This is a genomic window from Advenella mimigardefordensis DPN7, from assembly GCF_000521505.1.
Taxonomy (GTDB): Bacteria; Pseudomonadota; Gammaproteobacteria; order Burkholderiales; family Burkholderiaceae_B; genus Advenella; species Advenella mimigardefordensis.
Window position 1 is genome coordinate 1,888,601 of the sequence record NZ_CP003915.1, and the last position, 23,191, is coordinate 1,911,791.

The following is a 23,191-nucleotide window of genomic DNA, read 5'->3' on the forward strand; positions in this document are numbered from 1 at the left end:
AAGGGCCGGCAATACCGTTATGCAGCACCTATTTGGGGCAATGTGTTGCGCTGTGCAAAACTGACCGGCGCAAAATTCACCTGATTGAATGAATTACTCAAATAGGTTGTGGCAAGCATGTAAAATAATTGGATTCAGTAATAATTTCGGGGCGGAAACCCCGTAAGTCAAGGAGATAGTTGGATGAAGGTATTGGTGCCTGTAAAGCGCGTTGTTGACTACAACGTCAAAGTGCGCGTCAAGTCAGATCAGTCTGGCGTAGATATTGCAAACGTGAAGATGTCTATGAATCCGTTTGATGAAATCGCTGTTGAAGAAGCAACACGGCTCAAGGAAGCAGGTACGGCGACGGAAATCATCGCCGTCTCTTGCGGTGTTGCGCAGTGCCAGGAAACCCTGCGCACCGCCATGGCGATTGGTGCTGATCGTGCGGCATTGGTACAGACCGACGTCGAATTGCAGCCTCTGGCGGTAGCCAAGCTGCTTAAGGCTGTGGCCGAGAAAGAGCAGGTCAATCTGGTTATTCTGGGCAAACAGGCCATTGACGACGACGCCAACCAGACCGGCCAGATGCTGGCTGCGCTGCTGGGCTGGCCGCAAGCCACGTTTGCCAGCAAAGTGGTGATCGAAGGCGAAAACGCCAAAGTAACGCGTGAGGTGGATGGTGGTCTTGAAACCATTTCCGTAAAACTGCCTGCCATTATCACCACCGATCTGCGTTTGAATGAACCGCGCTACGTGACGCTGCCAAACATCATGAAAGCGAAGAAAAAACAGCTGGATACACTCACGCCGGAAGAACTGGGCGTTGATGTAACACCACGGATCAAAACACTGAAAGTGAGCGAGCCACCTTCACGCAAGGCCGGTATCAAAGTAGCCGATGTGGCAGCACTGGTAGACAAACTCAAGAATGAAGCGAAGGTGATTTAAGATGACAACTCTGGTTATTGCAGAACATGATAACAAGCAGTTAAAACCTGCAACATTGAACGCGGTCGCTGCTGCACAGAAAATGGGTGGCGATATTCATATCCTGGTTGCCGGTAGCGGCGCACAGGACGTTGCCGCCCAGGCTGCCAAGGCGGTGGGTGTTGCCAGCGTGTTGCTGGCCGACGCTGCGCATTTGCAGGATGGTCTGGCTGAAAACGTGGCCGAACAGGTCCTGGCCGTTGCCGGCGATTACAGCCATATCGTATTTCCCGCCACCGCTTCTGGTAAAAACGTGGCGCCGCGCGTGGCCGCGAAACTGGATGTTGCGCAAATTTCCGATATTACGGCAGTGGATTCAGCAGATACATTCGAGCGTCCTATCTACGCAGGTAATGCGATCGCGATCGTTCAGTCATCCGACGAGAAAAAAGTCATCACCGTACGTGTGACCTCTTTTGACGCGGTTGCCGCCGAAGGCGGTAATGCCGAAGTGAAAACCGTTGACGCCGTTGCCGACTCCGGCCTGTCTTCATTTGTTGGCCGTGAAGTCGCCAAGAATGATCGCCCTGAACTGACCGCCGCAACCGTTGTTGTGTCGGGTGGCCGTGGTATGGGTAGCGCAGAAAACTTCAAACTGCTTGAGCCGCTGGCCGACAAACTTGGTGCCGCACTGGGTGCATCGCGTGCCGCCGTTGATGCCGGCTTTGCGCCGAACGACTGGCAGGTTGGTCAAACCGGGAAAATCGTTGCGCCGCAACTGTATGTGGCTATCGGTATTTCAGGTGCCATCCAGCATCTGGCCGGTATGAAAGACTCCAAAGTGATCGTCGCGGTCAATAAAGATCCTGAAGCGCCGATTTTTGGCGTGGCCGACTATGGCCTGGTTGCTGATCTGTTCACTGCAGTACCTGAACTGGAAAAAGCAATCTGATTCAGTCTTGCTGCAATACCTGCTGGCAGAAAAAATATGCGTCTGCCCGCAGGGTTCCAATCAGCAATTCGTTTGACATATTATTTCACCCGTGATGGCGACCCTTATCAGGCCGCTATCACGGGTGAAATGCATTTTGGATCTGTCAGCTGAGGGCGAAGGCACTCAAGCACTATCGTTTGAAGGGGGCGGAGCCGATACGCATTGCCGTGCGCCTGATGTGTGCCGTGTTTTGGCACGACGCATCGGGGCGGTGGGGTGCCATCGATCAGGGTGATTCAGGGTCATAAAGCCATGAGTCACCAAGTCCGACAGCGCGTATTACATGGCGGCGATACGATCAGCCCGTTTACCGGAATCGGGGTGGCTGGAAAATACGCTGGCACTGCCCTCGGATAGCGATTCAAGTTTACGCAGGGCAGAGACGGCCGCCGATTTGTCGCGGCCCTGTTCCCTGAGTACTTTCAGGCCGAAGGCATCGGCCGCATATTCATGCGACTGGGAATACTGGGCAGTAACCAGGCCATTGGCCAGTGCACCCAGCTCGCTACCGGAAAGCGTAGAGAGAATGGGTACGCCACTGGCAGCGCCCGCCTGCTGGGCGGCCAGAGTAAGCATACTGGATCGAGCCTGAGCCTTGGAATGTCCTTCGATCACATGCCCAACTTCGTGGCCCAGCACAAACAGCAGTTCGTCGTCTGTCATCTTGTCCATCAGCCCGGAGTAAACGCGGATACTGCCGTTAGGCAGGGCGAAGGCGTTCACTTCCGGGTTGAGATAGGCCTTGAACTGCAACGGGGTGCCCTGATAGCTGCGCAGATTGCGCGTTACTCTGGCAAGCCGGGTAGTATATTTGCTGCCGGCAGGGGCAATTTTGTTCTGGGAATCAAGCTGTTGCTGGGAGCTAACCGCCAGCGCCTGGATCTGTTCGTCGGATACCGTGGCGGCCTGGAACAGCGAAGAGGCGGCCCCCACCATGCCGGCTACGTCCATATTCTGGCAGGCGGTCAGAGAACTTATAGCGAGTGTGGCAGCGGCGATGTGTTTGAACATGATTTTTCCTTTTTATGGCGCCTGGCCGATAGCGGCAAACGGTATCCCTCCCGGGGCAGGCAATGTGATCGTACTGCCCGGAATGGAACCTGAGCAACAGCAAAATCACTGAAAGCAACGTAAAATTTTGCTGATTATATTTATTTTGGCGCCATTTGCCTATTGGGGACAGTAAGCAGCCTGTGCGCAGGCCCATGAGTGAGACTGTTCAGGTGAGATTGATCGGATCCCCTTCAGTCGTAGCGACAGGCTGTTGTAACCGTTAATTTGGCGCGCTTTTTTCTGTTCCGAAAATGGCGGCGTAGCTGGAATAGAAGCCGCAGTAAATGGTCGCAACCATGATCATCAGCACGACCTGCATGGCAAATGCGATCAGCAACGCAGGCAGCCCCAGCAGGAGCAAGAGGGGGACGACAATAAACTGCAACAGGGCAAACAACAGAAACCAGCTTAGAAAGTACATCAGAAAGGCGGCTTTGTTGCGCCAGGACGCGACAAAAGAGTAGAAAATGGCCTTGCCTATCGTCTGGTCTTCCCAGCCGATCAGTTGCGGCACATGCCAGAACATTAGCGTGACGACAAACAATAAGACGGCCCAGCCCAGCAGCAATACCAGAGAACTGCCATCGGGCAGGGTGTCGGTGCTGGCCTGAGCGCCTCCCTGTACGCCGTAGATAATACTGTTGATCTGCGCAATTGTCTGCTCATCCAGTAATGGGTATAGCAGCACGACGCTCAGCAGCAGCAACAGGGCGGCGTAAATAAAACCGGACAAGGCCAGGCGGGAAATAACGCGGGGTTTTTGCAGGCTTGCCACCCAGGTTTTTGGATCAAGGTGACTGAATCCTGCAGGCTTGCTTTGGATATCGCGACAGGCACTGACCACAATCAGGCTGGCAATGGGCATGGTAATGATGAACAGCCCGACACCGAGTACCGGGATTTGCATCAGAATCTGGCTGAGCAGGTTGATGACGAACAGCAAAGCAAGCAATGCAAAAGGCTGCTTGCGAAAAATCCGGAAGGCATCTTTGAGCCATTGCCAGCCGGACGAGGCGGGAAGAGTTGCAGCGATCATGGTCGTTACGGTAGTGGCGGAGGCGGTTGTTGAACACGAAGCGCCAGGATCCGTTCAAAGTGCGTCGGATCGTGCGGCTTGAGTGTCTGGGCAGGGCGCGGACGGAAAAAATCATTCAGGCGCGATGCCCAGAAACGCAGGGCAGCGGCGCGCAGGGCCACGGGCCACAATGCCTTTTCTTCCGGCGTGAACGGGCGCACCTGTGCATAGGCATCAAGCCAGGCCTCTACCAGCCAGGGCGTGAGTGCGCCGGTACTGCGCTCTATACACCAGTCGTTGACTGCGACGGCAACATCGAACAGCCAGGCATCGTGCCCGGCAAAATAAAAATCGATGATGCCGCCCATGCGTGGATTCTCATAGGTGCCGTCAAACAGTACGTTATCGCGGAACATATCACAATGGCAGGCACCTGCTGGCAGGCGCTTCCATTCGTCACCGGACTGGACTTCGCGCTGCTCCTTCAGGCTCGAGACAAATAGCGTATTCTGAGTTTCCGTCAGAAACGGCTGAATGGCTGGATACGTTTCTTCCCACCAGGACAGGCCGCGCAGATTGGGCTGGTACAGACTGAAGTCTTTGGCGGCCAGATGTGCCTGCGCCTGCGTGCGGGCAGCGATCATGCAGTGCTGCACGCCAGGATCGGATTCATATCCGCCAGGCAGGCGGTCAACAATTGCCGCCGGTTTTCCCTTGAGGGTGCCGATGCGCTTGCCGTCGCGCAGCGTCTGCGGCATGGGTACCCTGACGTCCCTGCTGGCGAGCGTATGCATGAGCTCAATATAGAAATTCAACTGCTCATGATTGAGCACTTCGAACACCGTTAGTACATATTCTCCCTGGGTCGTATTCAGAAAGAAGTTGGTGTTTTCGATACCGGCGGTAATGCCGCGAAGGGAGACAAACTCGCCGAGCGCGTAGTGACCAAGAAATTCGGCAGCTTCCTGGTTTGTGATGGGGGTAAAAACGGCCATGAGCAGATACGATACACAAAATCATTGAATGCCGATCATTTTAGTGCAGGATGAGCACGATAAGCGCGTGGGGCAGTCGCCGCGCAAAAGAATCACAATCGAGTTTTGCTACAATGAGGCACTTTTCTCCGTTTGCCGCGATGCATTGCGCGCGCCGCCCGATATTTCTCCGAGATCCGTCAATGGCCCTGTTTTCTCCTTTTGAGGCACGCAACAAACTGACTCAGTTTGCCTGGCTGACCAATCGGCCGGCATTCTTTGTCTGGGCCATCCTCGTGGGCGTAGCGGCTGCCGGCATGACCGTCCTTTTTCACATGGCTATCCATTGGGGGCAATTGCTTACCGGATCGGTGCCGGGCGAGATCGAAACCGTGGTCAGTCGCTGGAGCACTACCGAACGTGTGCTGTTTCCCGTCGTGGGCGGCCTGATTGCCGGCACCTTGTTGTGGCTGTCGTCAAAAGTGCGCAAGGATATGAATGCCGACTACATGGAGGCGGTGGCCCTGTCGGATGGGCGGCTGTCCCTGCGCCAGGGCGCGCTGCGGGTGCTGTCGTCACTCTCTACCGTGGTAACGGGCGGCTCCATTGGTCGCGAAGGGGCCATGGTGCATCTGGGGGCCATGATCGCCTCGGCCATCGGCCGCTTTCTGGCTTTCAACGCTAATGATATCCGGCTGCTGGTTGCCTGCGGGGCGGCCGCAGGCGTGTCGGCGGCTTACAATGCCCCCCTTGCTGCAGCGTTATTTGTCGCCGAAATCGTATTGGGAACCCTGTCGGTAACCACGCTGGGGCCGCTCATTATTTCGGCAGGGGTTGCCAACATCACCATGCAGCTGACTGGTTATTATCGCGTCACTTATGATGTGAAACCCATTTCGCTGGCGATGGATGCGAGTCTGTTGCTGCTCCTGGCGCTGGCGGTAGTGGCAGGATTGCTGGCGCCGCTCTTTCTGCGCTTTCTGGATGCCGTCCGCCAATTATTCCGTAAAACCCGCTTGCCGCTGCCGTTCAGCCTGGCGCTGGGCGGCGCCTTGCTGGGCGGCATTCTGATTCTGCAACCGGCGGCGTCGGGCAACGGCTACGGGCCGATAGAAGATATGCTGACCTTGTCCTGGACCATACCGGCAGTATTGCTGATGCTGGCCTACAAGGTGCTGGCAACTGGGGCGACCGTGGGCTCGGGTGCGACCGGTGGCGTCTTTACCCCTATGCTGATGGTGGGCGCCAGCGTGGGTATGCTGTTTTTTCAGATTATTTCTCTTGTGATGCCAGAGCTGGCGGCTCAGCCATCACTCTATATATTGATCGGCATGGGTGCATTTCTGGCGGCTGGCACGCACGCGCCGCTGATGACGATTCTGATGATATTTGAAATGACGCAGCAAATTAACCTGGTGTTGCCGCTCATGTTCGCCTGCGTCATTGCAAATGTCGTTAGCAGCATGTACAGTACCCCAGCAATGTATGGTGTGACCCTGTCGCGGGAGCAGACAGCACGGCTGCGGCGGCAGATCAGCAGCATGACGCTCAAGGGGCTGGTGATCGAGGCAGAAACGGTATTACGCCAGAACCAGACCCTGGAACAGGCCGTGGCCATGTTTCAGGCGTATCCCGTACGGTATATTTATGTGATAGACGAAAACGACCACTATCAGGGTGTGCTGTCCAACCAGGAAGTGACGCGCTGGCTGCTGTCGCAGTCACCCTTGACCACGCCGATCTCCGAACTGATGGTGCAGCCTCATTTCATTCCGGTTTTACATCCTGACATGACACTGGCGCAGGGGCTGGAACTGTTCCTGTCCTTTATGGGAGAACGTTTGCCGGTTCTGTTGTCAAAAGATGAACCGGTTCTGCTTGGGGTTGTACGCAAGTCTGCCATTCTTGAACAACTGGAAGAGCAGCGCATCCTTCAGGAGCGACATCAGCCACCTCAAATGGATTTTCGCATTTCCGGCGATAAATGATCATGATACATTCAGATATAACCGCGCAGCTTGAGACTGTCGTCCCTGATAGCCATGCCGGCGTAACGGCAGAAAGTGCCGTTGCCACAGCGCAGCCGACAGGCAGGCCGGCGCTCGACTATACCGATGGTACTGGTCTGCGGCCCTGGCAGTTGAGTGTCGCGCCAATGATTGATGTGACCGACAGGCATTGTCGTTACTTTCATCGTCTGCTGGCGCCTAATGCATTGCTGTATACAGAGATGATTACCACCGGCGCCCTGATATTTGGCGATGTACCACGACATTTGCGTTTCAGCGCTCAGGAACATCCGGTGGCTTTGCAACTGGGGGGCAGTGAGTCCGCAGCGCTGGCCCAGTGTGCCCGGCTGGGGCAGCGCTGGGGGTACGATGAAATCAATCTCAACTGCGGCTGTCCGTCAGAACGGGTGCAAAAGGGCGCATTCGGTGCCTGCCTGATGGCCGAACCGGCCCTGGTGGCCGATTGTGTCAAGGCGATGCAGGATGCGGTCAGCCTGCCCGTGACGGTTAAACATCGGCTTGGGCTGGACTATGATCAGTCCTATGATTTTGTGCGCGACTTTGTCGGGCAACTGTATGACACCGGGTGCCGGGTGTTTATTGCGCATGCGCGCAATGCAGTGCTCAAAGGGCTTTCGCCTAAAGACAATCGTGATATTCCGCCGCTACGCTACAACGTCGTGAGCCAACTCAAGCAGGATTTTCCGGATGCGCTGTTTGTGCTCAACGGCGGCCTGAATACGCCCGATCTGATCTGCTTTGCGGCCGGTGAATTCGATGGCGCGATGGTTGGCCGGGCCGCCTGGCATGAACCCTATTTGCTGCGCGAGATCAGCCTGCGTCTGTGGCCAGACACGCCGGTAGCCGATGACGCAACGATTGTGCAGCGGATGGCAGAGTACGCCCGTTCGGAAGTGATGCAGGGTGTGCCGCTACGTGTTATTGTCAAGCCTATGCTGGGCCTGTTCAACGGATGCAAGGGCGCGCGCCAATGGCGCCGCTATCTGTCGGATCCGGCGCATCTGGCGACGCAGAATCCGGATATTCTGCTGCAAGCGTTTGCGTTTGTAGACTAACGGCGGCAAAAGGGGAGCGCGGACGGAACCGAAGCGGCAGAGAAGGGTTAAATGAAGCGTGAACCTGTTGTTCCCTGAAATGTGCACGGCAATTGCGTAAGATCAACACCGTTACATTTTTTTATAAGCGAAAAAATAACCATAATAATCAAAGCGTTGTGTCATTTTTCAAGGTTTTGCACGAAGCCGAAATTACTTGAAATATCCTGATTAATACTATATATTGTGTTGAATCTAAAATAAAACACTATATATAGATTACAGTCGGCACGGCTACAAGCCGTTCGATCAACCATCAAGGATATGCATACGCTATGAACAGCACACTCTTGGTCACCAAACGTGACGGCAGAAAAGAACCTATCGATCTGGACAAAATTCACCGCGTCATTACGTGGGCGGCAGAAGGTCTGGACCATGTTTCGGTGTCTCAGGTTGAGCTCAAGTCCCATATCCAGTTCTATGACGGAATCAGGACAGACGACATTCATGAAACTATCATCAAGGCAGCAGCAGACCTGATTTCTCAGACGACGCCAGATTACCAGTACCTGGCAGCGCGTCTGGCCATTTTCCACCTGCGCAAGAAAGCGTTCCAGCAGTTCGATCCGCCATCGCTCTACGACCACGTCAAGCGGCTGACCGACATGGGTAAATACGACGAACATATCCTGCAGGACTACACAAGGGAAGAATTCGACGAACTGAACAGCTATATTGATCACAGCCGTGATATGCAGTTTTCTTACGGTGCGGTCAAGCAGCTTGAAGGCAAATACCTGGTGCAAAATCGTGTTAATCACGAAATCTATGAAAGCCCGCAGTTTCTGTATATTCTGGTGGCGGCATGCCTGTTCTCTAAATATCCTAGAGACACCCGCCTGTCATACATCAAGGGCTTCTATGATGCGACATCGCAATTCAAGATCTCGCTACCCACGCCCATTATGTCTGGTGTGCGTACACCAACGCGCCAGTTCAGCTCCTGCGTGCTGATCGAGTGTGGCGATAGCCTGGATTCGATTAATGCCACCACCAGCGCGATCGTCCGCTATGTTTCGCAGCGCGCCGGTATCGGCATCAATGCCGGCCGCATTCGCGCCGTTGGCAGCCCGATCCGGGGTGGCGAGGCTCAGCATACCGGATGTATTCCTTTCTACAAGCACTTTCAGACGGCAGTCAAATGCTGCTCGCAGGGTGGTGTGCGCGGTGGTGCGGCCACGTTGTTCTATCCCATGTGGCATCTGGAAATTGAATCGCTGCTGGTCCTGAAAAACAATCGGGGTGTGGAGGAAAATCGCGTCCGTCATATGGACTATGGCGTGCAGATCAATCGCCTGCTGTATCAGCGCCTGATTCGCAACGGCGATATCACACTGTTTTCACCTTCCGATGTACCCGGCCTGTACGATGCGTTCTTCGAAGACCAGAACCTGTTCGAAGAACTGTATGCCAAGTACGAGCAGGACCCAACCATTCGCAAGCGTGCGGTCAAGGCCACTGAACTGTTTTCACTCATGATGCAGGAGCGCGCCGGTACCGGTCGCATCTATATTCAGAACGTGGATCACTGCAATACCCACAGTCCGTTTGATCCGGCCGTGGCTCCGGTGCGTCAGAGCAATCTGTGTCTGGAAATCGCGCTGCCCACCAAGCCGCTGGAAGACATCAATGACGAGAACGGTGAAATTGCCTTGTGCACGCTGTCTGCGTTCAACCTGGGCGCGATAGACTCGCTGGATGAGCTCGAAGGACTGGCCGATCTGGCCGTGCGCGCGCTGGACGCCTTGCTTGACTATCAGGACTACCCGATAAAAGCGGCTTATATTGGTTCCATGAAGCGGCGTACACTGGGTATCGGTGTCATCAATTACGCCTATTACCTGGCCAAGAACAATGCCAAATATTCCGACGGCAGCGGTAATGCCCTGACACACCGCACCTTCGAAGCCATCCAGTATTATCTGCTCAAGGCATCGGTTGGTCTGGCCAAAGAGTTTGGTCCATGCACGGCCTTTAACGAAACAACCTATGCCAAAGGTATTTTGCCAATCGATACCTATAAAAAAGATCTGGATGGCATTTGCAATGAGCCGCTGCATCTGGACTGGGAATCGCTGCGCAAGGACATTACAACCCATGGCCTGCGCAATTCCACGCTCACTGCGCTCATGCCATCGGAAACCTCGTCGCAAATCTCCAACGCCACCAACGGTATTGAGCCGCCGCGCGGTCTGGTCACGGTCAAGGCCTCCAAAGACGGTATTCTGAAACAGGTGGTGCCGGAGTACGAACGCCTTAAAGACAAGTACGAATTGCTGTGGAGCATGCCGAATAATGACGGCTATCTGCAGATCGTGGGCATCATGCAGAAATTTGTGGATCAGTCCATTTCGGCCAATACGAATTACGATCCGGCTCGTTTCGAAGGCGGGCGCGTTCCCATGAATCAGATGATCAAGGACTTGCTCACGGCGTACAAATTCGGTGTGAAAACACTGTACTACCAGAACACGCGTGACGGTGCGGAAGATAAACAGGAAGATCAGGCACAGGATGACTGCGAAAGCGGTGCATGCAAGATCTGATCAGGCAGTAATTGAGTAAGAGAAAACAATGACATACAGTACCTTTTGTCAAGTTCCGAATGACCAGATGAAAGAACCCATGTTCTTTGGTCAGTCGGTCAATGTGGCGCGTTACGATCAGCAGAAATACGAAATTTTTGAAAAGCTGATCGAAAAGCAGCTGTCCTTTTTCTGGCGTCCCGAAGAAGTGGACGTGTCTCAGGACCGTATCGACTATCAGACGCTGCCAGAGCACGAAAAGCATATTTTTATCAGCAATCTGAAATATCAGACCCTGCTCGATTCCATCCAGGGCCGCAGCCCGAACGTCGCGCTGCTGCCACTGGTGTCTATTCCTGAACTGGAAACCTGGATCGAGACCTGGTCGTTTTCCGAGACCATCCATTCGCGTTCGTATACGCATATCATCCGCAATATTGTGAATAATCCATCGGTGGTGTTCGATGATATCGTTGCCAATGAATATATTCTGAAGCGCGCACGTGATATTGCTTTCTATTACGACGATGTGATCTCGTATACGCAGTTGTATAACCAGTTCGGCGAAGGCACGCATGTGCTTGCCGGCAAGGAAGTGGTCATCTCCTTGCGCGAACTCAAGAAAAAGCTGTATCTGTGTCTGATGGTGGTCAATGTACTGGAGGCCATTCGCTTTTATGTCAGCTTTGCCTGCTCGTTTGCCTTTGCTGAACGCGAACTGATGGAAGGCAACGCCAAGATCATCAAATTAATTGCCCGTGACGAGGCCCTGCATCTGACGGGTACGCAGCATATGCTCAATATTTTGCGCAGCGGCGACGATGATCCTGAAATGGCCGAGATTGCCAGTGAAACCCGTACGCAGTGCTTTGAGCTGTTTAAGCAGGCTGCCCTGCAGGAAAAAGAATGGGCTGAATACCTGTTCAAAGGGGGTTCCATGATCGGTCTGAACAAGGATATCCTGTGCCAGTATGTCGAATACATCACTAACCTGCGCATGCAGGCAGTGGGATTGCAGGCGGCTTTCCCGGGTGTGCGGCAGAACCCGATTCCATGGATCAACGCCTGGCTGTCTTCCGATAATGTGCAGGTTGCGCCGCAGGAAGTGGAAATCAGCTCTTACCTGATCGGGCAAATTGATTCACAAATGAATACCGACGATTTGCAGCATTTCGAACTATGACCGCAGTCGTCACGACCGATAGCAGGTTCGAATTGCTGGAGGGAGAAACGCTGCTTGAAGGGCTGGAACGTACCAGCCACGAAGTGGAGTATCAGTGCCGCGCCGGCTATTGCGGTTCATGCCGAACGCATCTGCTGGCGGGCAAAGTACGGTATCTGACCGAGCCATTGGCGTATATTGCGAAAGATGAGATTCTGCCTTGCTGCTGCGTGCCCGACGGGCCGTTGCAGATTGAGGCCAGACTGTTGCATATGCCGGAACAGCCTTCTCTCGGTGAGGAGTTCAATATTCAGACGTCGCTGGATTTCGGGGCTGACGAACAGCGGTAGAAGTAGCGCTGCCCCTGCGCCGTTTGTCATTCTTATTCGGCCGCAGGGCGTATGTCAGTGCAAATACGGTAGCAATAGACCATAGCGCCAGCCAGATAACATGCATCGCCATTACGAAAATATCACGTCCGGCCAGCGGTGTTGTCTGCGCCATGAAGTCGTTCAGGACCGATAGCGATAGTCCGATCATCATTCCGGCAAAAAGCAGCACAGTTAATATAAACGACCATTTAGGATCTAGTTTCATTCTTTTCCCCTGTTATCCGGCACCGCCTGCCGGCGTGGCCATCATGAGCGGGCGGGGTTACCCACCGGCAGTGATCAGTGCTAGTCTAGGCGATCATCGTTCTGCTGAGAAATACCGAATGCTTATGTGCATATTGCTATCGTTCAGATAGCAGATTGGCCCGTCTTCTTTTCGCTATGTGCAGCATTGGCGCAACCGTCATATACAATAACGATTCCAGAGGCGCTCTGGCACGATTCAAATCCCATGCGTCAACACAGGAGCCATAAAGAGATGAAATGTTACTGCATTACCGGTTTCAAAGCCCCCTTGCAAATGATGGAAAAAGCGGACTTTACCCCGCAAGGGACGCAGGTGGTACTGGAAGTCAAGGCTGCCGGCGTTTGCCACAGTGACTTGCATCTGTGGGAGGGCGGGTACGATCTGGGCCAGGGAAAGCGCCTGGAACTGAAGGATAGGGGTGTCAGTCTGCCGCTCACACCCGGTCATGAAACCGTGGGCAGTGTCCTGGCAGCGGGACCGGATGCCGGGCCGCTGGATACCGGTAAAAATTACCTGATCTATCCCTGGATCGGCTGCGGCACCTGCGTCGTCTGCCAGCGTGGCGAAGAAAATTTGTGCGGCGCACCAGCCTGCCTGGGCATTCACCGGGATGGCGGCTATGCCACTCAAATTGTCGTACCACACCCCAGATATCTGGTGGATATTGGTGATATGGACCCGGTACAGGCGGCGCCTTATGCCTGCTCCGGACTGACGACTTATTCGGCACTACGCAAATTTGATCGCGATGTGTTGCAAAACGAGCCGGTCATCATTTTTGGCGCCGGCGGCCTGGGCCTGATGTGCCTGCAATGGTTGCACGCGATGGGCGGGAAGGGGGCGATTGTTGTTGACCTGGACCCGGCCAAGCGCGAAGCGGCGCTGCAGGCAGGTGCTCTGGCCGCTGTCGACGGCAACAGCCCCACATTGATTCAGGATATTCAGGCAGCAGCGGGCACGCGTACGATCTGGTCCGTGATTGACTATGTAGGCGCGCCGTCTACGGCCAATCAGGCTTTTAGTTTATTGGCCAAGGGCGGTAAGCTGGTCATTATCGGTTTGTTCGGCGGCCAAAGCGAATGGCCGCTGGCCATGTTCCCCCTGAAAGCGGCAACGGTACAGGGTTCCTATGTGGGGAATCTGGCTGAGTTGCAGGAACTCATGACATTGGTGAAACAGGGCGGGATCCGTCCGATCCCTGTCAGCCGACATCTGCTGGCACAGGCTGACCAGACGCTGATGGCGCTTCACGCGGGCAAGGTTATCGGCCGGGCGGTGCTAACCCCCTGACCGAAACAATGAACTCTGACAGGAACGATGATGACTGTTTCCAATAGCCAATTGCAGCCTTCTGCAGCGAATGATGGCATTCAGGCAGACGGTGCTGCGGCCAAAGCCATGTCGGCTGAAGTGTCCGGGCGGCCTTTTGTTTTCTTTACCAATGCCAGTTCCGGGAATCAGGATACGGAACAATTCCTGGAGAAAATTGCAACCGTAATGGAAGGGCATGAACACCATATTATCTGCGTGTATCCGGATGATAGCCATGAGCAAAAGCAGCAGGAAGCGGTCAGTCTGGTAAAAAAGCATAATGCCATTCTGGTGGTGGCAGGGGGCGACGGCACCATCAGCGCCATGGCCAATCATGCTATTGCCGAGCAGTTCCCAATGGGCATTATTCCCTTCGGTACATTCAATATGTTTGCACGCGATCACGGCCTGTCGCTGGATACCGACACGGCCTTGCGCGATTTGCTTACGGGACATATTCAGCCGGTGCAGACCGGTGAAATTGGCGGGGTGCATTTTATTGTGAATGCCACGCTGGGTTTGTACTCCCAATTGCTGGCCGACAGGGAGCAATGGAAAAACCAGTTCGGTCGACGTCGCGGCATTGCCATTTTCGCGGCCTTGTCCACCATTATGAAATATGGCCGTTCTTATATTCTGCAATTTAACAAGGGCGAAGGCCGGCAATTGGTGAAAACCGTGAGTTTCATGGCCTGTAACAATACGCTGCAGGCGCAGCAGGCGGGTGTGCAGTATGACCAAACCATGGGCGACGGTTATCTTTACGGTATCGTGCTCAAGCCCTCAAGCCGCAAGCGGATGCTGCTGTTGGCCTTAAAGCTGATCTTCAGGCGGCTGGATCAGGATCGGCAAATCATCAGTTTTCCGTTCGAGGCGCTGGACATCGACAAGAAGAAAGGGGGGCGTAGTATCGAGGTCGCCATGGACGGCGAGGTCCATTCACTGCAGGCGCCCTTTACCGTCAAGGCGAACAGGGATCTGCTGAAGATTGTGGTGCCCGCTTCAGTGGCGCAGCATTCAGAACAGGAATAATAGCGCGCATGTACCGGATTCTCCAGATTTCAGATATTCACTTTGGCACCGTCAATGCAAATGTGCTGAATGCACTGGTTCATGCGGTCAGGCAGCTATCGCCCGCTTTGTGCGTGGTATCCGGCGATATTACCCAGCGTGCCACGCGCAGTGAGTTTCTGGCGGCCAATGCCTTTCTGAAGACGTTGCCGGCGCCGGTCCTGTGTATTCCGGGCAACCATGATATTCCTCTATATGCCTTGTGGACCCGTTTCCTGAACCCTTATGGGCGCTATCGGCGCTATCTGCATAAAGAGGTAGAGCCCCTGTTCGAGTCTGGTTCGGCCATGGTTATCGGCGTTAATACCACTACGCCATTTCGTCATAAGCGCGGGATTGTGACGGATGCGCAGATCCGGCGGGTAGTGCAATTGGCCAGGGAAAACAGCGCGGGTAAAAGTGTGCTGGTGGTCGCGCACCATCCTTTTCATGTGCTGGATCCGGCGGACCAGGAACAACTGGTTGAAAACCATGAGGCGGCTATCCGCGCCTGGTCTGCCGCTGGTGTAGACCTGATCCTGGGCGGGCATATTCATATGCCTTTCGTTTATCCGCTGACGCAGCGCTATCCCGACCTGGTCCATCCGATGCTGGTTGTACAGGGTGGAACCACAACCTCATTTCGGGTGCGCCGGCACATTCCCAATTCCCTGAACGTGCTGGACCTGTACCCGGAAAAGAAAATCCACATCACCACCTGGACCTATCAGTCAAAAGATGACAGCCATCCAAACCGGTTCATGTGCGTGGAAAAGGATATGTGGAAGACAAATTAGTCTGTCGGGAAAGGGGCGGCATGGCCGAACGGCGGGCATGCCGCCCGCCGCCTGGTGTCACTCTTTGTCTTCTTCTGTTTCTCCGGGCCAATCACGGATATAGGCCTTGAGCATTTTGTTTTCAAATTTGGACGCTTCCAGCATGGCGCGCGCCATATCGTAGAATGAAATCACCCCCATCAGCACAGGACCGTCCATCACGGGAACATAGCGTGCATGGTGCTCCAGCATGAGGCGTCGCACTTCCTCGGCCTCGGTGTTGGGTGATACGCTCACCGGTGCATCATCCATGATTTTACGGATGGTGGTGTTTTCAAAAGACTCCGGAGAATCGTGCATGTGGCGGATAATTTCACGGAAGGTCAGCATCCCCGTTAATTGTCCCTGATCCATAATGACCAGCGAACCAATGTCGCGTTCACTCATGGTTGCAATGGCCTGCGCCACGGATTGATCCGGGGTCGCGGTGTAAAGGATATTGCCCTTGACCCGCAAGACTTCACTGATTTTCAACATGGCAATCCTCCTGTAGCCTTATTCTGCTGTCCGGCATGCTGACCGGAAACTGATTTGATTATATGGAAATGTACCTGAAATCCACCGTGATGCAAAGTCATTCGGCGTCAGGGTGTGCCCTGCGCGTCACACACCGGATGCCGGTCAACGCCCGGGCAGGCATTGCCAGCAGCCATTTTCGGCCGCTGTGCACGTGGTGGATGCATTTATACTTTTGGCTTTGCGCACCTGCCGTCAGCTTGCGTGCTGTGTGGTATTCCTGGCATCAGAAGAAGTGGCAGGACTGGCTGACCGGCCCTTGCCTTGTGCACTATCGGTGTCTGCGTCGGAGGCTGCGGGCGGTGCCTCATCGGTAGGCTCCAGATACAGGATGTCACGCAATTTAACGGAATTGTCTTCAGTCAGTAATCTCGCGATCACCTGGCGCAGGGCCGGATCGTGACTGATTTCGATTACTTTGCTGTCGAACAGAAAGCAGTCGGCCAGGGGGTCCAGGCTGGCATTCAGGCTGCTGGCCAGCACCCATCTCTCGGAACGTTTGCCGGCCGTGTTGACAATGTAGCCCATGGAAACCAGCGGCTCAAGAATATCCAGCGTTTCGCTGTAGTTCATTTTGATCTGGCCGGCGATATAGCTGGTGCCGTAGCCCGGCGGGTTCCGGTCACGGGCGCTATGCAGCAAGCGCAGCACGAACAGGGCGGTCACAAAATGCACGCCGGGAGACATCTTGTCGCGCATCTGGCCGCTGCGTATCTGCGGTGCCAGTGCGGCGACGGTCGCCCCGAACAGCACCACCAGCCAGGACAGATAAATCCACAACAGGAAAATCGGGATGGTCGCAAATGCGCCATAAATCAGTGTGTAGGAGGGGAACTTGGTAATGTAATAGGCGAACCCGGCCTTCATGATTTCCAGCAGGACCGCCGTGGTGTAACCGCCAATCAGGGCGTCTTTCCATGCGACTTTTCGGTTCGGTACCAGATAATAGAGCAGGGCGAAGATCAGCCCCGAGACAATGACCGGCACCACAGTGAATAACACGCTCTTGATCACGGAAAACTGTGTGACCAGTCCCAGTTTTTCCTGCGCAATATAGGACGAGGTCCACAGGCTGGCGCCCAGGAAAATCGGTCCCAGCGACAGGATCGCCCAGTACACCAGAATACGCTGTCCGATGGGGCGGCGCCGGGTCACATTCCAGATATCGTTAAGCACTTCGTCAATCGTCATCATCAACATGATAGACGTCACGGTCAGAAAACCCACGCCGATGGCGGTCAATCTTGATGCCTGCTGAGCGAACACGTTCAGGTAGCTCATGATGGTTTCAGAGACATTTGCGGGCATCAGATTGTGCGTCAGAAACTCTTCAAGCGAGACTTTGAAATCGGTGAACAGTGGGAAGGCGGTAAACAGCGACAGAATCACGGCCAGCATCGGCACAATCGCCAGTACGGTGGTGAAGGTAAGGCTGGATGCCACCTGGGTAAGCTTGTCGCGCAGCAGTCGCTGGATTCCAAACAGAATGGCCTTTTTGTAGAACGCCAGGCCCAGTTCCGAGTCTCCCATGTTCAGTCGCAACTCCTCACGGGCCTCCATGGCTTCCTGCTGTTCCTGTTTCTTTTGCAGTTCCAAATCGAAATCGTTGTGTTTTGTCATGATCAAATGGCTTGTTTGCCGCGTCGACCGGCCGACACGGTGATACCTCGTCAGGATGGTTTCAGTATAGCAAACTGCCGGCAGCCTGCTCTTGCGTCTATTTGCAGTTCGATTGCAAATTGTAATTGCCAGGCGCTTGTCGCACTTGAGGCGATTGCCCGTATGAGGCGAATATAATGAACGGATCAATTAGCCAGAATGGAAATTATCTTGACACAGTCTTCTTCAGCGCCGGTTGCCGATGTGCAGCAGGCCGATACCACCAGCGCATCAGCAATGTCGTCAACCGATACCGGGCCCGCGCTTGCTTCGGTTCACCAGGCGCAGCAGGTGGCATTGAATCCGCGCTATCGGGTGATCGCGTTTGTCTCGCTATTGCTCCTGTTTTTATTGTGTATTGCCTGGGAGTTATTTCTGGATCCGCTGGTGCCCGGCGGTAGCGTGTACGTGCTCAAGGCGCTGCCCTTGCTGTTCCCTCTTTACGGTGTTTATAAGGGTAATCTGTACACGCTGCAATGGTCATCCATGCTGGTATTGCTGTATTTTACCGAAGGCGTGGTTCGCTGGTATTCGGATATCAGCAGCACGTCGTCCATGCTTGGGGCCGCTGAAACGATCTTGTCGGTGGTTTTCTTTCTTGCCGCCATTCTTTATGTGCGACCCGCCAAGCAGGCGGCAAAACGCGCAAAAAAACAGGGGAAATGATAATGCTATCGAATCTGCAGGTCAGCAACCGTTTTGCGTCTTTGTCGCCGGCGTTTTACACGCGGCTGCGGATGCAGGGGCTGACCGATCCGACCTTGCTGCATGTCAACCCCGACGTACTGGCCTCACTGGGGCTCACCATGGAAGATGCACGTTCGCCGGCATTCCTGTCCATTATGTCCGGCAATGCCGATTTGCCGGGCGGCGTCACACTGTCGGCTGTATATAGCGGACATCAGTTTGGTGTGTGGGCCGGTCAACTGGGTGATGGGCGTGCTCATCTGCTGGGGGCCATTAGCGGCACAGACGACAACGGCAAACCGGCAGACTGGGAGATTCAGCTCAAGGGTTCGGGTAGAACGCCTTATTCCCGTATGGGCGATGGTCGCGCCGTGTTGCGCTCGTCGGTACGCGAATATCTGGCCAGCGCGGCCATGACCGGTCTGGGTATTCCAACCACACAGGCGCTGTGCCTGGTCGCTTCAGACGATCCTGTCTACCGCGAAACCGTTGAAACTGCCGCGATCGTGGCGCGGGTGGCGCCATCTTTTGTTCGCTTTGGCTCTTTCGAGCATTGGTATGCGGCAAAGGATGCGGCGCGACTGCGCGAACTGCTGGACTACGTGATCAGCAACTTTTTCGCCGACCAGGTGCCGGCCGTAGATAGTGAGCACACGCTGAATGATGTCATTGAGCGGTTTGTTGATATTGTGATCGAGCGCACGGCGACCCTGATGGCAGGCTGGCAGTCTGTCGGTTTCAATCATGGCGTCATGAACACCGACAATATGTCCGTGCTGGGGCTCACGCTGGATTACGGCCCTTATGGTTTTATGGATGCATTCCGTATCAATCACGTTTGCAATCATACTGATACACAGGGACGCTACGCCTGGAATGCGCAGCCGTCTGTCGGCTTGTGGAACCTGTATCGTTTCGCCAATTGCTTTGTCGCCCTGGGCGCAGAGCCCGACAGACTCAAGGCGCGGCTGGAACGCTACGAGGGACTGTTTATTTCGGCTTACCGGGACCGCATGATCGCCAAACTTGGGCTGCAGGCCTGGCAGGAAGGAGATGATGATCTCATCGATGGCTGGTGGCGCGTACTGCATGATCAGTCAGCAGACTTCACTCTGAGTTTCCGCTATCTGGCGCAGATCGATGTGGATGAAAGCCCCTTGCGTAGTCTCTTTACCGATACTACCAGGCTTGAACAATGGCTGGCGTCATACCGCAAGCGCTTGCAGGACAATGAGAATGATAGTGCCCAGGCCCGTGCCGGCCGGATGGACCAGGTTAACCCGCTTTATGTATTGCGCAATTATCTGGCAGAAGAGGCCATACAGGCTGCAGCCAAAGGGGATATGAGCGTGACCGATTCCCTGCTTCAGGTGCTGCGTGATCCTTATACGGCCAAAGCGGGCATGGAGCATTTTGCAGAGCCGCCACCGGACTGGGGCCGGGAGCTGGAAGTCAGTTGCTCCTCATAGCGGGGCGTGCAGGCCGAGGCCGGCAGGCGGCGGCTGTATTGCCGCGCCCGGCGGGCAGGCGATCGTTGATGGCAACGGACGTTACTGCGTGCTTTCCGGCACTTTCTGGTATTCTTCAGTACTTTTCCTGCTCCGCCACAAACGGGCAACCTCTTTTTACTTGGATAAGCGATGTCGGGTAATACATTAGGCAAACTTTTTTCGGTCACCAATTTTGGTGAGTCCCACGGGCCGGCAATCGGCTGTGTGGTCGATGGCTGTCCGGCAGGCATGAGCCTGTCTGCCGAGGATATCCAGATCGAGCTTGATCGTCGGCGGCCGGGTACCTCCCGTCATGTCACACAGCGGCAGGAGCCCGATACTGTTGAGATCCTGTCTGGCGTATATGAAGGGAAAACAACAGGAACGGCAATCGGCCTGCTGATCCGTAATCAGGACCAGCGCAGCAAAGATTATTCCGCGATCGCCGATACCTTCCGTCCCGGCCACGCGGACCGGACCTATTGGGAAAAATATGGCATTCGTGATCCGCGAGGGGGCGGTCGTTCGTCGGCCCGCCTGACGGCGCCAACCGTGGCGGCAGGCGCGATTGCAAAAAAATGGCTGAGTGAAAAATTCGGTGTCGTTATCCGCGGCTATATGAGCCAGCTCGGCCCCATCCGGATCCCGTTCAAATCCTGGGAAGAGGTGGAGAACAACCCATTTTATGCGGCCGATGCATCAGTGGTGCCCGAACTCGAAGCCTTTATGGATCAATTGCGCAAGGACGGCGATTCCATTGGTGCCCGCATCGAAGTGGTGGCCCAGGGACTGCCAGCAGGCTGGGGCGAACCGTTGTATGACAGGCTTGACGCCGATATTGCATTTGCCATGATGGGCCTGAACGCCGTAAAAGGGGTATCGATTGGCGCCGGTTTTGAATGCGTGACCCAGCGCGGCTCAGAGCATGGCGATGAACTGACCCCCAACGGCTATCTGAGCAATCATGCCGGTGGCGTGCTGGGTGGCATTTCCACCGGTCAGGACATCACGGTGTCGCTTGCCATCAAGCCTACCTCCAGCATTCGCATTGAACGCAAGTCGGTCAACCGGGCCGGCGAGCCGGTGATGGTGCAGACACTGGGTCGCCATGACCCTTGCGTGGGCATTCGTGCGACCCCCATTGCCGAAGCATTGCTTGCATTAATATTGATTGATCACGCTTTGCGTCAGCAGGCCTATCGCTAAGACGGGTATCTGCATTGTATTGTTAATGCGGCGCTTGCGTGCTGATCGCGTGCCGCCTCTTGCCTGGTCATAGGCGGGCTATCCGCACTCAAGCCCGAGGCTGAACCCCGGGGCTTGTCGCGTATTTGGTGAGGGTGATGCAATAAAGCGGATAGTGTTTTTTACTATTCGCTTTATTCTTTGCGCTGTCTTACTCTGCCTTGAAATTGGCTTTGAGCACCGTACCCGATACTGATCCAAAGGAAATGTCGGGGTAGCCGTCTTTTTTTGCACACGGCTTTCATGATGATTTCATCGCCATCTTCCAGAAAACTGCGGCTTTCTCCCCAGGGCAGGACAATAGGTTTTTTGCCGGCGGCGGCCAGTTCCAGTAGCGAGCCAGCCTGCGCGGCATCCGGGCCTGACAGCGTACCGGTACCCAGCATATCGCCAGGCTGCAGATTACAACCATTGACCGTGTGATGCGCGATCAGCTGAGCGGCTGTCCAGTAGGCATCCTTGAAATTGCTGGAGGCCAGCGTAAAGGGTTGCTGGCCGCTATCGCGTGACTGCTGCGTGGTAATTTGCACTTCCAGATCAATATCATAGGCGCCGCCTTCGGCATTGGCTTGTGAATGCAGATAGGGCAGGGGCTGCGGATCGGTGGCCGGATGCGCAAATGCGGTGCGGAACGGCTCAAGCGCCTCCATGGTAATGACCCATGGTGAAATGGTGGAGGCAAAGTTTTTGGAAAGAAACGGTCCCAGGGGTTGGTATTCCCAGGCTTGCAGGTCCCGGGCCGACCAGTCATTCAGAATGCACAAGCCGAAGATATGTTTTTCTGCCTGTTCGATATCCACACGCTGACCCTGTTCGTTGCTTTGCCCAACGAAGATACCCAGTTCCAGTTCGTAGTCCAGCCGTTTGCAGGGGCCAAATTCGGGTGCATCGCCTTCGTTTTGCGGTTTTGTCTGGCCTACCGGGCGTGGGAAGGCCTGACCGGATACCCCAATGCTGGAGGCGCGGCCATGATAGCCGATGGGCACCCATTTATAGTTGGGCAGCAGCGGGTTGTCGGGCCGGAACTGTTTGCCGATGGACGTGGCATGGTGTACGGAAATATAAAAATCAGTGTAGTCGCCGATACGTGCCGGCGTGATAAATTCGGCCTCGTCCTGGGCGACCAGTAACGGACGGATGGCATCTTCGTGCGGCGATCCTGAGCGCAGGGCCTCTGACAAGGCCAGACGCAGCGCAGACCAGTAAGGCTGGCCAAGTGCCATCAGGCCATTGAGCTGGATGCCCTGGCATGCTTCCAGCGCCTGTTGCGCCTTATCGGTAAACAGATTCAGATCATACAGGCGGGACAGGTCTACTATCTGGTTACCGATACCCACACCGGGGCGAAAGGCTTCGCCGGATCCGCGACGGCGAAATGAGGCAAATGGCAGGTTCTGAATGGGAAAACCGTTGCCGGTCGTGTTGGCACTGTCCACCCAGCTGGTGAGGTCTGCCTGATGTGTCGCGTTAAGTGTAATCATCATTTTATAGTTAACAATAAAAATTCCGGTTGAAAAGTGTACCCAATATTGCCGTTGTGCCACATTCGCAGAATCCCGCAGGCGGCTGGCCGCTACCTGCGCATGCCAGAGGTGATTGATGGCGGCCCGGCAATGGCACGGTACGTCAGCACAACTCTGCATATGGGACGTCCGGGATCTGAAACAACTGTTGTCTCCGGGCAGATGTTCTATTCTACTCACAATAAATGGCAATTTTCTGCATTACCTGCCCGTTTGACCGGCTTGCACTTGTTGTCGGGCCGGCGCCGACACGCTCAATCATTATAGTAGTACTAATACCAGTATAATATATTGGCTTGTTATCAGATTTGATTCAGCCATAATACACATATCGCGCAAGCCATGACGATACCTGCCACGTTTCCTGCCGAGACTGAGCATGTCTGTCATGCCGTCCGGTAACGCATTGGTGTCACATACCTCAGGGTTGACATCGCCGTCAAACGGGCCGCGCAACGCAGGGTTCACGCAAC

Annotated in this window: 19 protein-coding genes and 1 pseudogene; 13 read left to right on the forward strand and 7 right to left on the reverse strand. The window is 54.8% G+C overall.

Features of this window, described 5'->3' with window-relative positions; translation table 11 throughout:
- Positions 1 to 183 precede the first annotated feature (183 nt).
- Complete coding sequence (locus MIM_RS08725) at positions 184 to 933, forward strand: electron transfer flavoprotein subunit beta/FixA family protein (RefSeq protein WP_025372367.1); 750 nt, start codon at positions 184 to 186, stop codon at positions 931 to 933.
- A gap of 1 nt (position 934) precedes the next feature.
- A complete protein-coding gene (locus MIM_RS08730; protein ID WP_025372368.1) occupies positions 935 to 1,864 on the forward strand; it encodes an electron transfer flavoprotein subunit alpha/FixB family protein in 930 nt (309 codons plus the stop codon).
- A gap of 321 nt (positions 1,865 to 2,185) precedes the next feature.
- Here the strand turns inward: MIM_RS08730 and MIM_RS08735 are convergent, their stop codons facing one another.
- The 3 genes from MIM_RS08735 to MIM_RS08745 form a co-directional block, all read right to left on the reverse strand.
- Positions 2,186 to 2,917, reverse strand: coding sequence for a M48 family metallopeptidase (locus tag MIM_RS08735; RefSeq protein ID WP_025372369.1), 732 nt, complete (start codon positions 2,915 to 2,917; stop codon positions 2,186 to 2,188).
- A gap of 262 nt (positions 2,918 to 3,179) precedes the next feature.
- The gene (locus MIM_RS08740) at positions 3,180 to 3,995 is read right to left on the reverse strand and encodes a BPSS1780 family membrane protein (protein ID WP_025372370.1); all 816 of its coding nucleotides are present in this window, start codon (positions 3,993 to 3,995) and stop codon (positions 3,180 to 3,182) included.
- 5 nt (positions 3,996 to 4,000) lie between these two features.
- Positions 4,001 to 4,969: a homoserine kinase gene (locus tag MIM_RS08745; protein ID WP_025372371.1), complete on the reverse strand. Its 969-nt coding sequence runs from the start codon at positions 4,967 to 4,969 to the stop codon at positions 4,001 to 4,003.
- Positions 4,970 to 5,151: 182 nt separating this feature from the next.
- Here MIM_RS08745 and MIM_RS08750 point away from each other — a divergent pair, with 182 nt between their 5' ends.
- The 5 genes from MIM_RS08750 (at position 5,152) to yfaE (ending at position 12,112) form a co-directional block, all read left to right on the forward strand.
- Positions 5,152 to 6,936 carry a ClcB-like voltage-gated chloride channel protein gene (locus MIM_RS08750; protein ID WP_025372372.1) on the forward strand — a complete coding sequence of 595 codons (1,785 nt, stop codon included), beginning with the start codon at positions 5,152 to 5,154 and terminating at the stop codon, positions 6,934 to 6,936.
- 2 nt (positions 6,937 to 6,938) lie between these two features.
- Positions 6,939 to 8,033, forward strand: coding sequence for a tRNA dihydrouridine(20/20a) synthase DusA (gene dusA, locus MIM_RS08755; protein ID WP_084459090.1), 1,095 nt, complete (start codon positions 6,939 to 6,941; stop codon positions 8,031 to 8,033).
- 314 nt (positions 8,034 to 8,347) lie between these two features.
- Positions 8,348 to 10,621 carry a class 1a ribonucleoside-diphosphate reductase subunit alpha gene (gene nrdA, locus MIM_RS08760; RefSeq protein ID WP_025372374.1) on the forward strand — a complete coding sequence of 758 codons (2,274 nt, stop codon included), beginning with the start codon at positions 8,348 to 8,350 and terminating at the stop codon, positions 10,619 to 10,621.
- A gap of 28 nt (positions 10,622 to 10,649) precedes the next feature.
- On the forward strand, positions 10,650 to 11,783 hold the full coding sequence (nrdB, locus tag MIM_RS08765) for a class Ia ribonucleoside-diphosphate reductase subunit beta (RefSeq protein ID WP_025372375.1): 1,134 nt from the start codon (positions 10,650 to 10,652) through the stop codon (positions 11,781 to 11,783).
- Positions 11,780 to 12,112 carry a class I ribonucleotide reductase maintenance protein YfaE gene (gene yfaE, locus MIM_RS08770; protein ID WP_025372376.1) on the forward strand — a complete coding sequence of 111 codons (333 nt, stop codon included), beginning with the start codon at positions 11,780 to 11,782 and terminating at the stop codon, positions 12,110 to 12,112. Before nrdB ends, yfaE begins: the two co-directional genes overlap by 4 nt.
- On the opposite strand, the gene MIM_RS22860 is transcribed toward yfaE, so the two are convergent.
- On the reverse strand, positions 12,066 to 12,359 hold the full coding sequence (locus MIM_RS22860; protein WP_144084617.1) for a hypothetical protein: 294 nt from the start codon (positions 12,357 to 12,359) through the stop codon (positions 12,066 to 12,068). The two genes, yfaE and MIM_RS22860, sit on opposite strands and share 47 nt — an antisense overlap.
- A 273-nt stretch (positions 12,360 to 12,632) precedes the next feature.
- Between MIM_RS22860 and MIM_RS08775 the strand changes: the two genes are divergently transcribed.
- Genes MIM_RS08775 through MIM_RS08785 form a run of 3 tightly spaced genes read left to right on the forward strand, consistent with a single transcriptional unit; the run spans position 12,633 to position 15,559 of the window.
- Positions 12,633 to 13,691, forward strand: a complete 1,059-nt coding sequence (locus MIM_RS08775) for an alcohol dehydrogenase (protein WP_025372377.1) — start codon at positions 12,633 to 12,635, stop codon at positions 13,689 to 13,691.
- Positions 13,692 to 13,718: 27 nt separating this feature from the next.
- Complete coding sequence (locus MIM_RS08780; RefSeq protein ID WP_084458951.1) at positions 13,719 to 14,744, forward strand: diacylglycerol/lipid kinase family protein; 1,026 nt, start codon at positions 13,719 to 13,721, stop codon at positions 14,742 to 14,744.
- Positions 14,745 to 14,752: 8 nt separating this feature from the next.
- Entirely contained in the window at positions 14,753 to 15,559 is an 807-nt protein-coding gene (locus MIM_RS08785) for a metallophosphoesterase family protein (protein ID WP_025372379.1), read from the forward strand.
- A gap of 57 nt (positions 15,560 to 15,616) precedes the next feature.
- Here MIM_RS08785 and MIM_RS08790 read toward each other — a convergent pair whose 3' ends face one another.
- Together MIM_RS08790 and MIM_RS08795 are read right to left on the reverse strand one after the other, a co-directional pair.
- The gene (locus MIM_RS08790) at positions 15,617 to 16,075 is read right to left on the reverse strand and encodes a CBS domain-containing protein (RefSeq protein WP_025372380.1); all 459 of its coding nucleotides are present in this window, start codon (positions 16,073 to 16,075) and stop codon (positions 15,617 to 15,619) included.
- 234 nt (positions 16,076 to 16,309) lie between these two features.
- Complete coding sequence (locus tag MIM_RS08795) at positions 16,310 to 17,734, reverse strand: YihY family inner membrane protein (protein ID WP_025372381.1); 1,425 nt, start codon at positions 17,732 to 17,734, stop codon at positions 16,310 to 16,312.
- A gap of 276 nt (positions 17,735 to 18,010) precedes the next feature.
- On the opposite strand from MIM_RS08795, the gene MIM_RS08800 reads away from it, so the two are divergent.
- From MIM_RS08800 to aroC, 3 genes are all read left to right on the forward strand, one after another.
- A complete protein-coding gene (locus tag MIM_RS08800) occupies positions 18,011 to 18,439 on the forward strand; it encodes a DUF2069 domain-containing protein (RefSeq protein WP_042071168.1) in 429 nt (142 codons plus the stop codon).
- Positions 18,440 to 18,441: 2 nt separating this feature from the next.
- On the forward strand, positions 18,442 to 19,929 hold the full coding sequence (locus MIM_RS08805) for a protein adenylyltransferase SelO (protein ID WP_025372383.1): 1,488 nt from the start codon (positions 18,442 to 18,444) through the stop codon (positions 19,927 to 19,929).
- 171 nt (positions 19,930 to 20,100) lie between these two features.
- The gene (gene aroC, locus MIM_RS08810; protein ID WP_025372384.1) at positions 20,101 to 21,156 is read left to right on the forward strand and encodes a chorismate synthase; all 1,056 of its coding nucleotides are present in this window, start codon (positions 20,101 to 20,103) and stop codon (positions 21,154 to 21,156) included.
- Between the two features lie 190 nt (positions 21,157 to 21,346).
- Here aroC and fahA read toward each other — a convergent pair.
- Positions 21,347 to 22,676 (reverse strand): annotated as a pseudogene (gene fahA, locus MIM_RS08815) (fumarylacetoacetase).
- Positions 22,677 to 23,191: the final 515 nt, after the last annotated feature.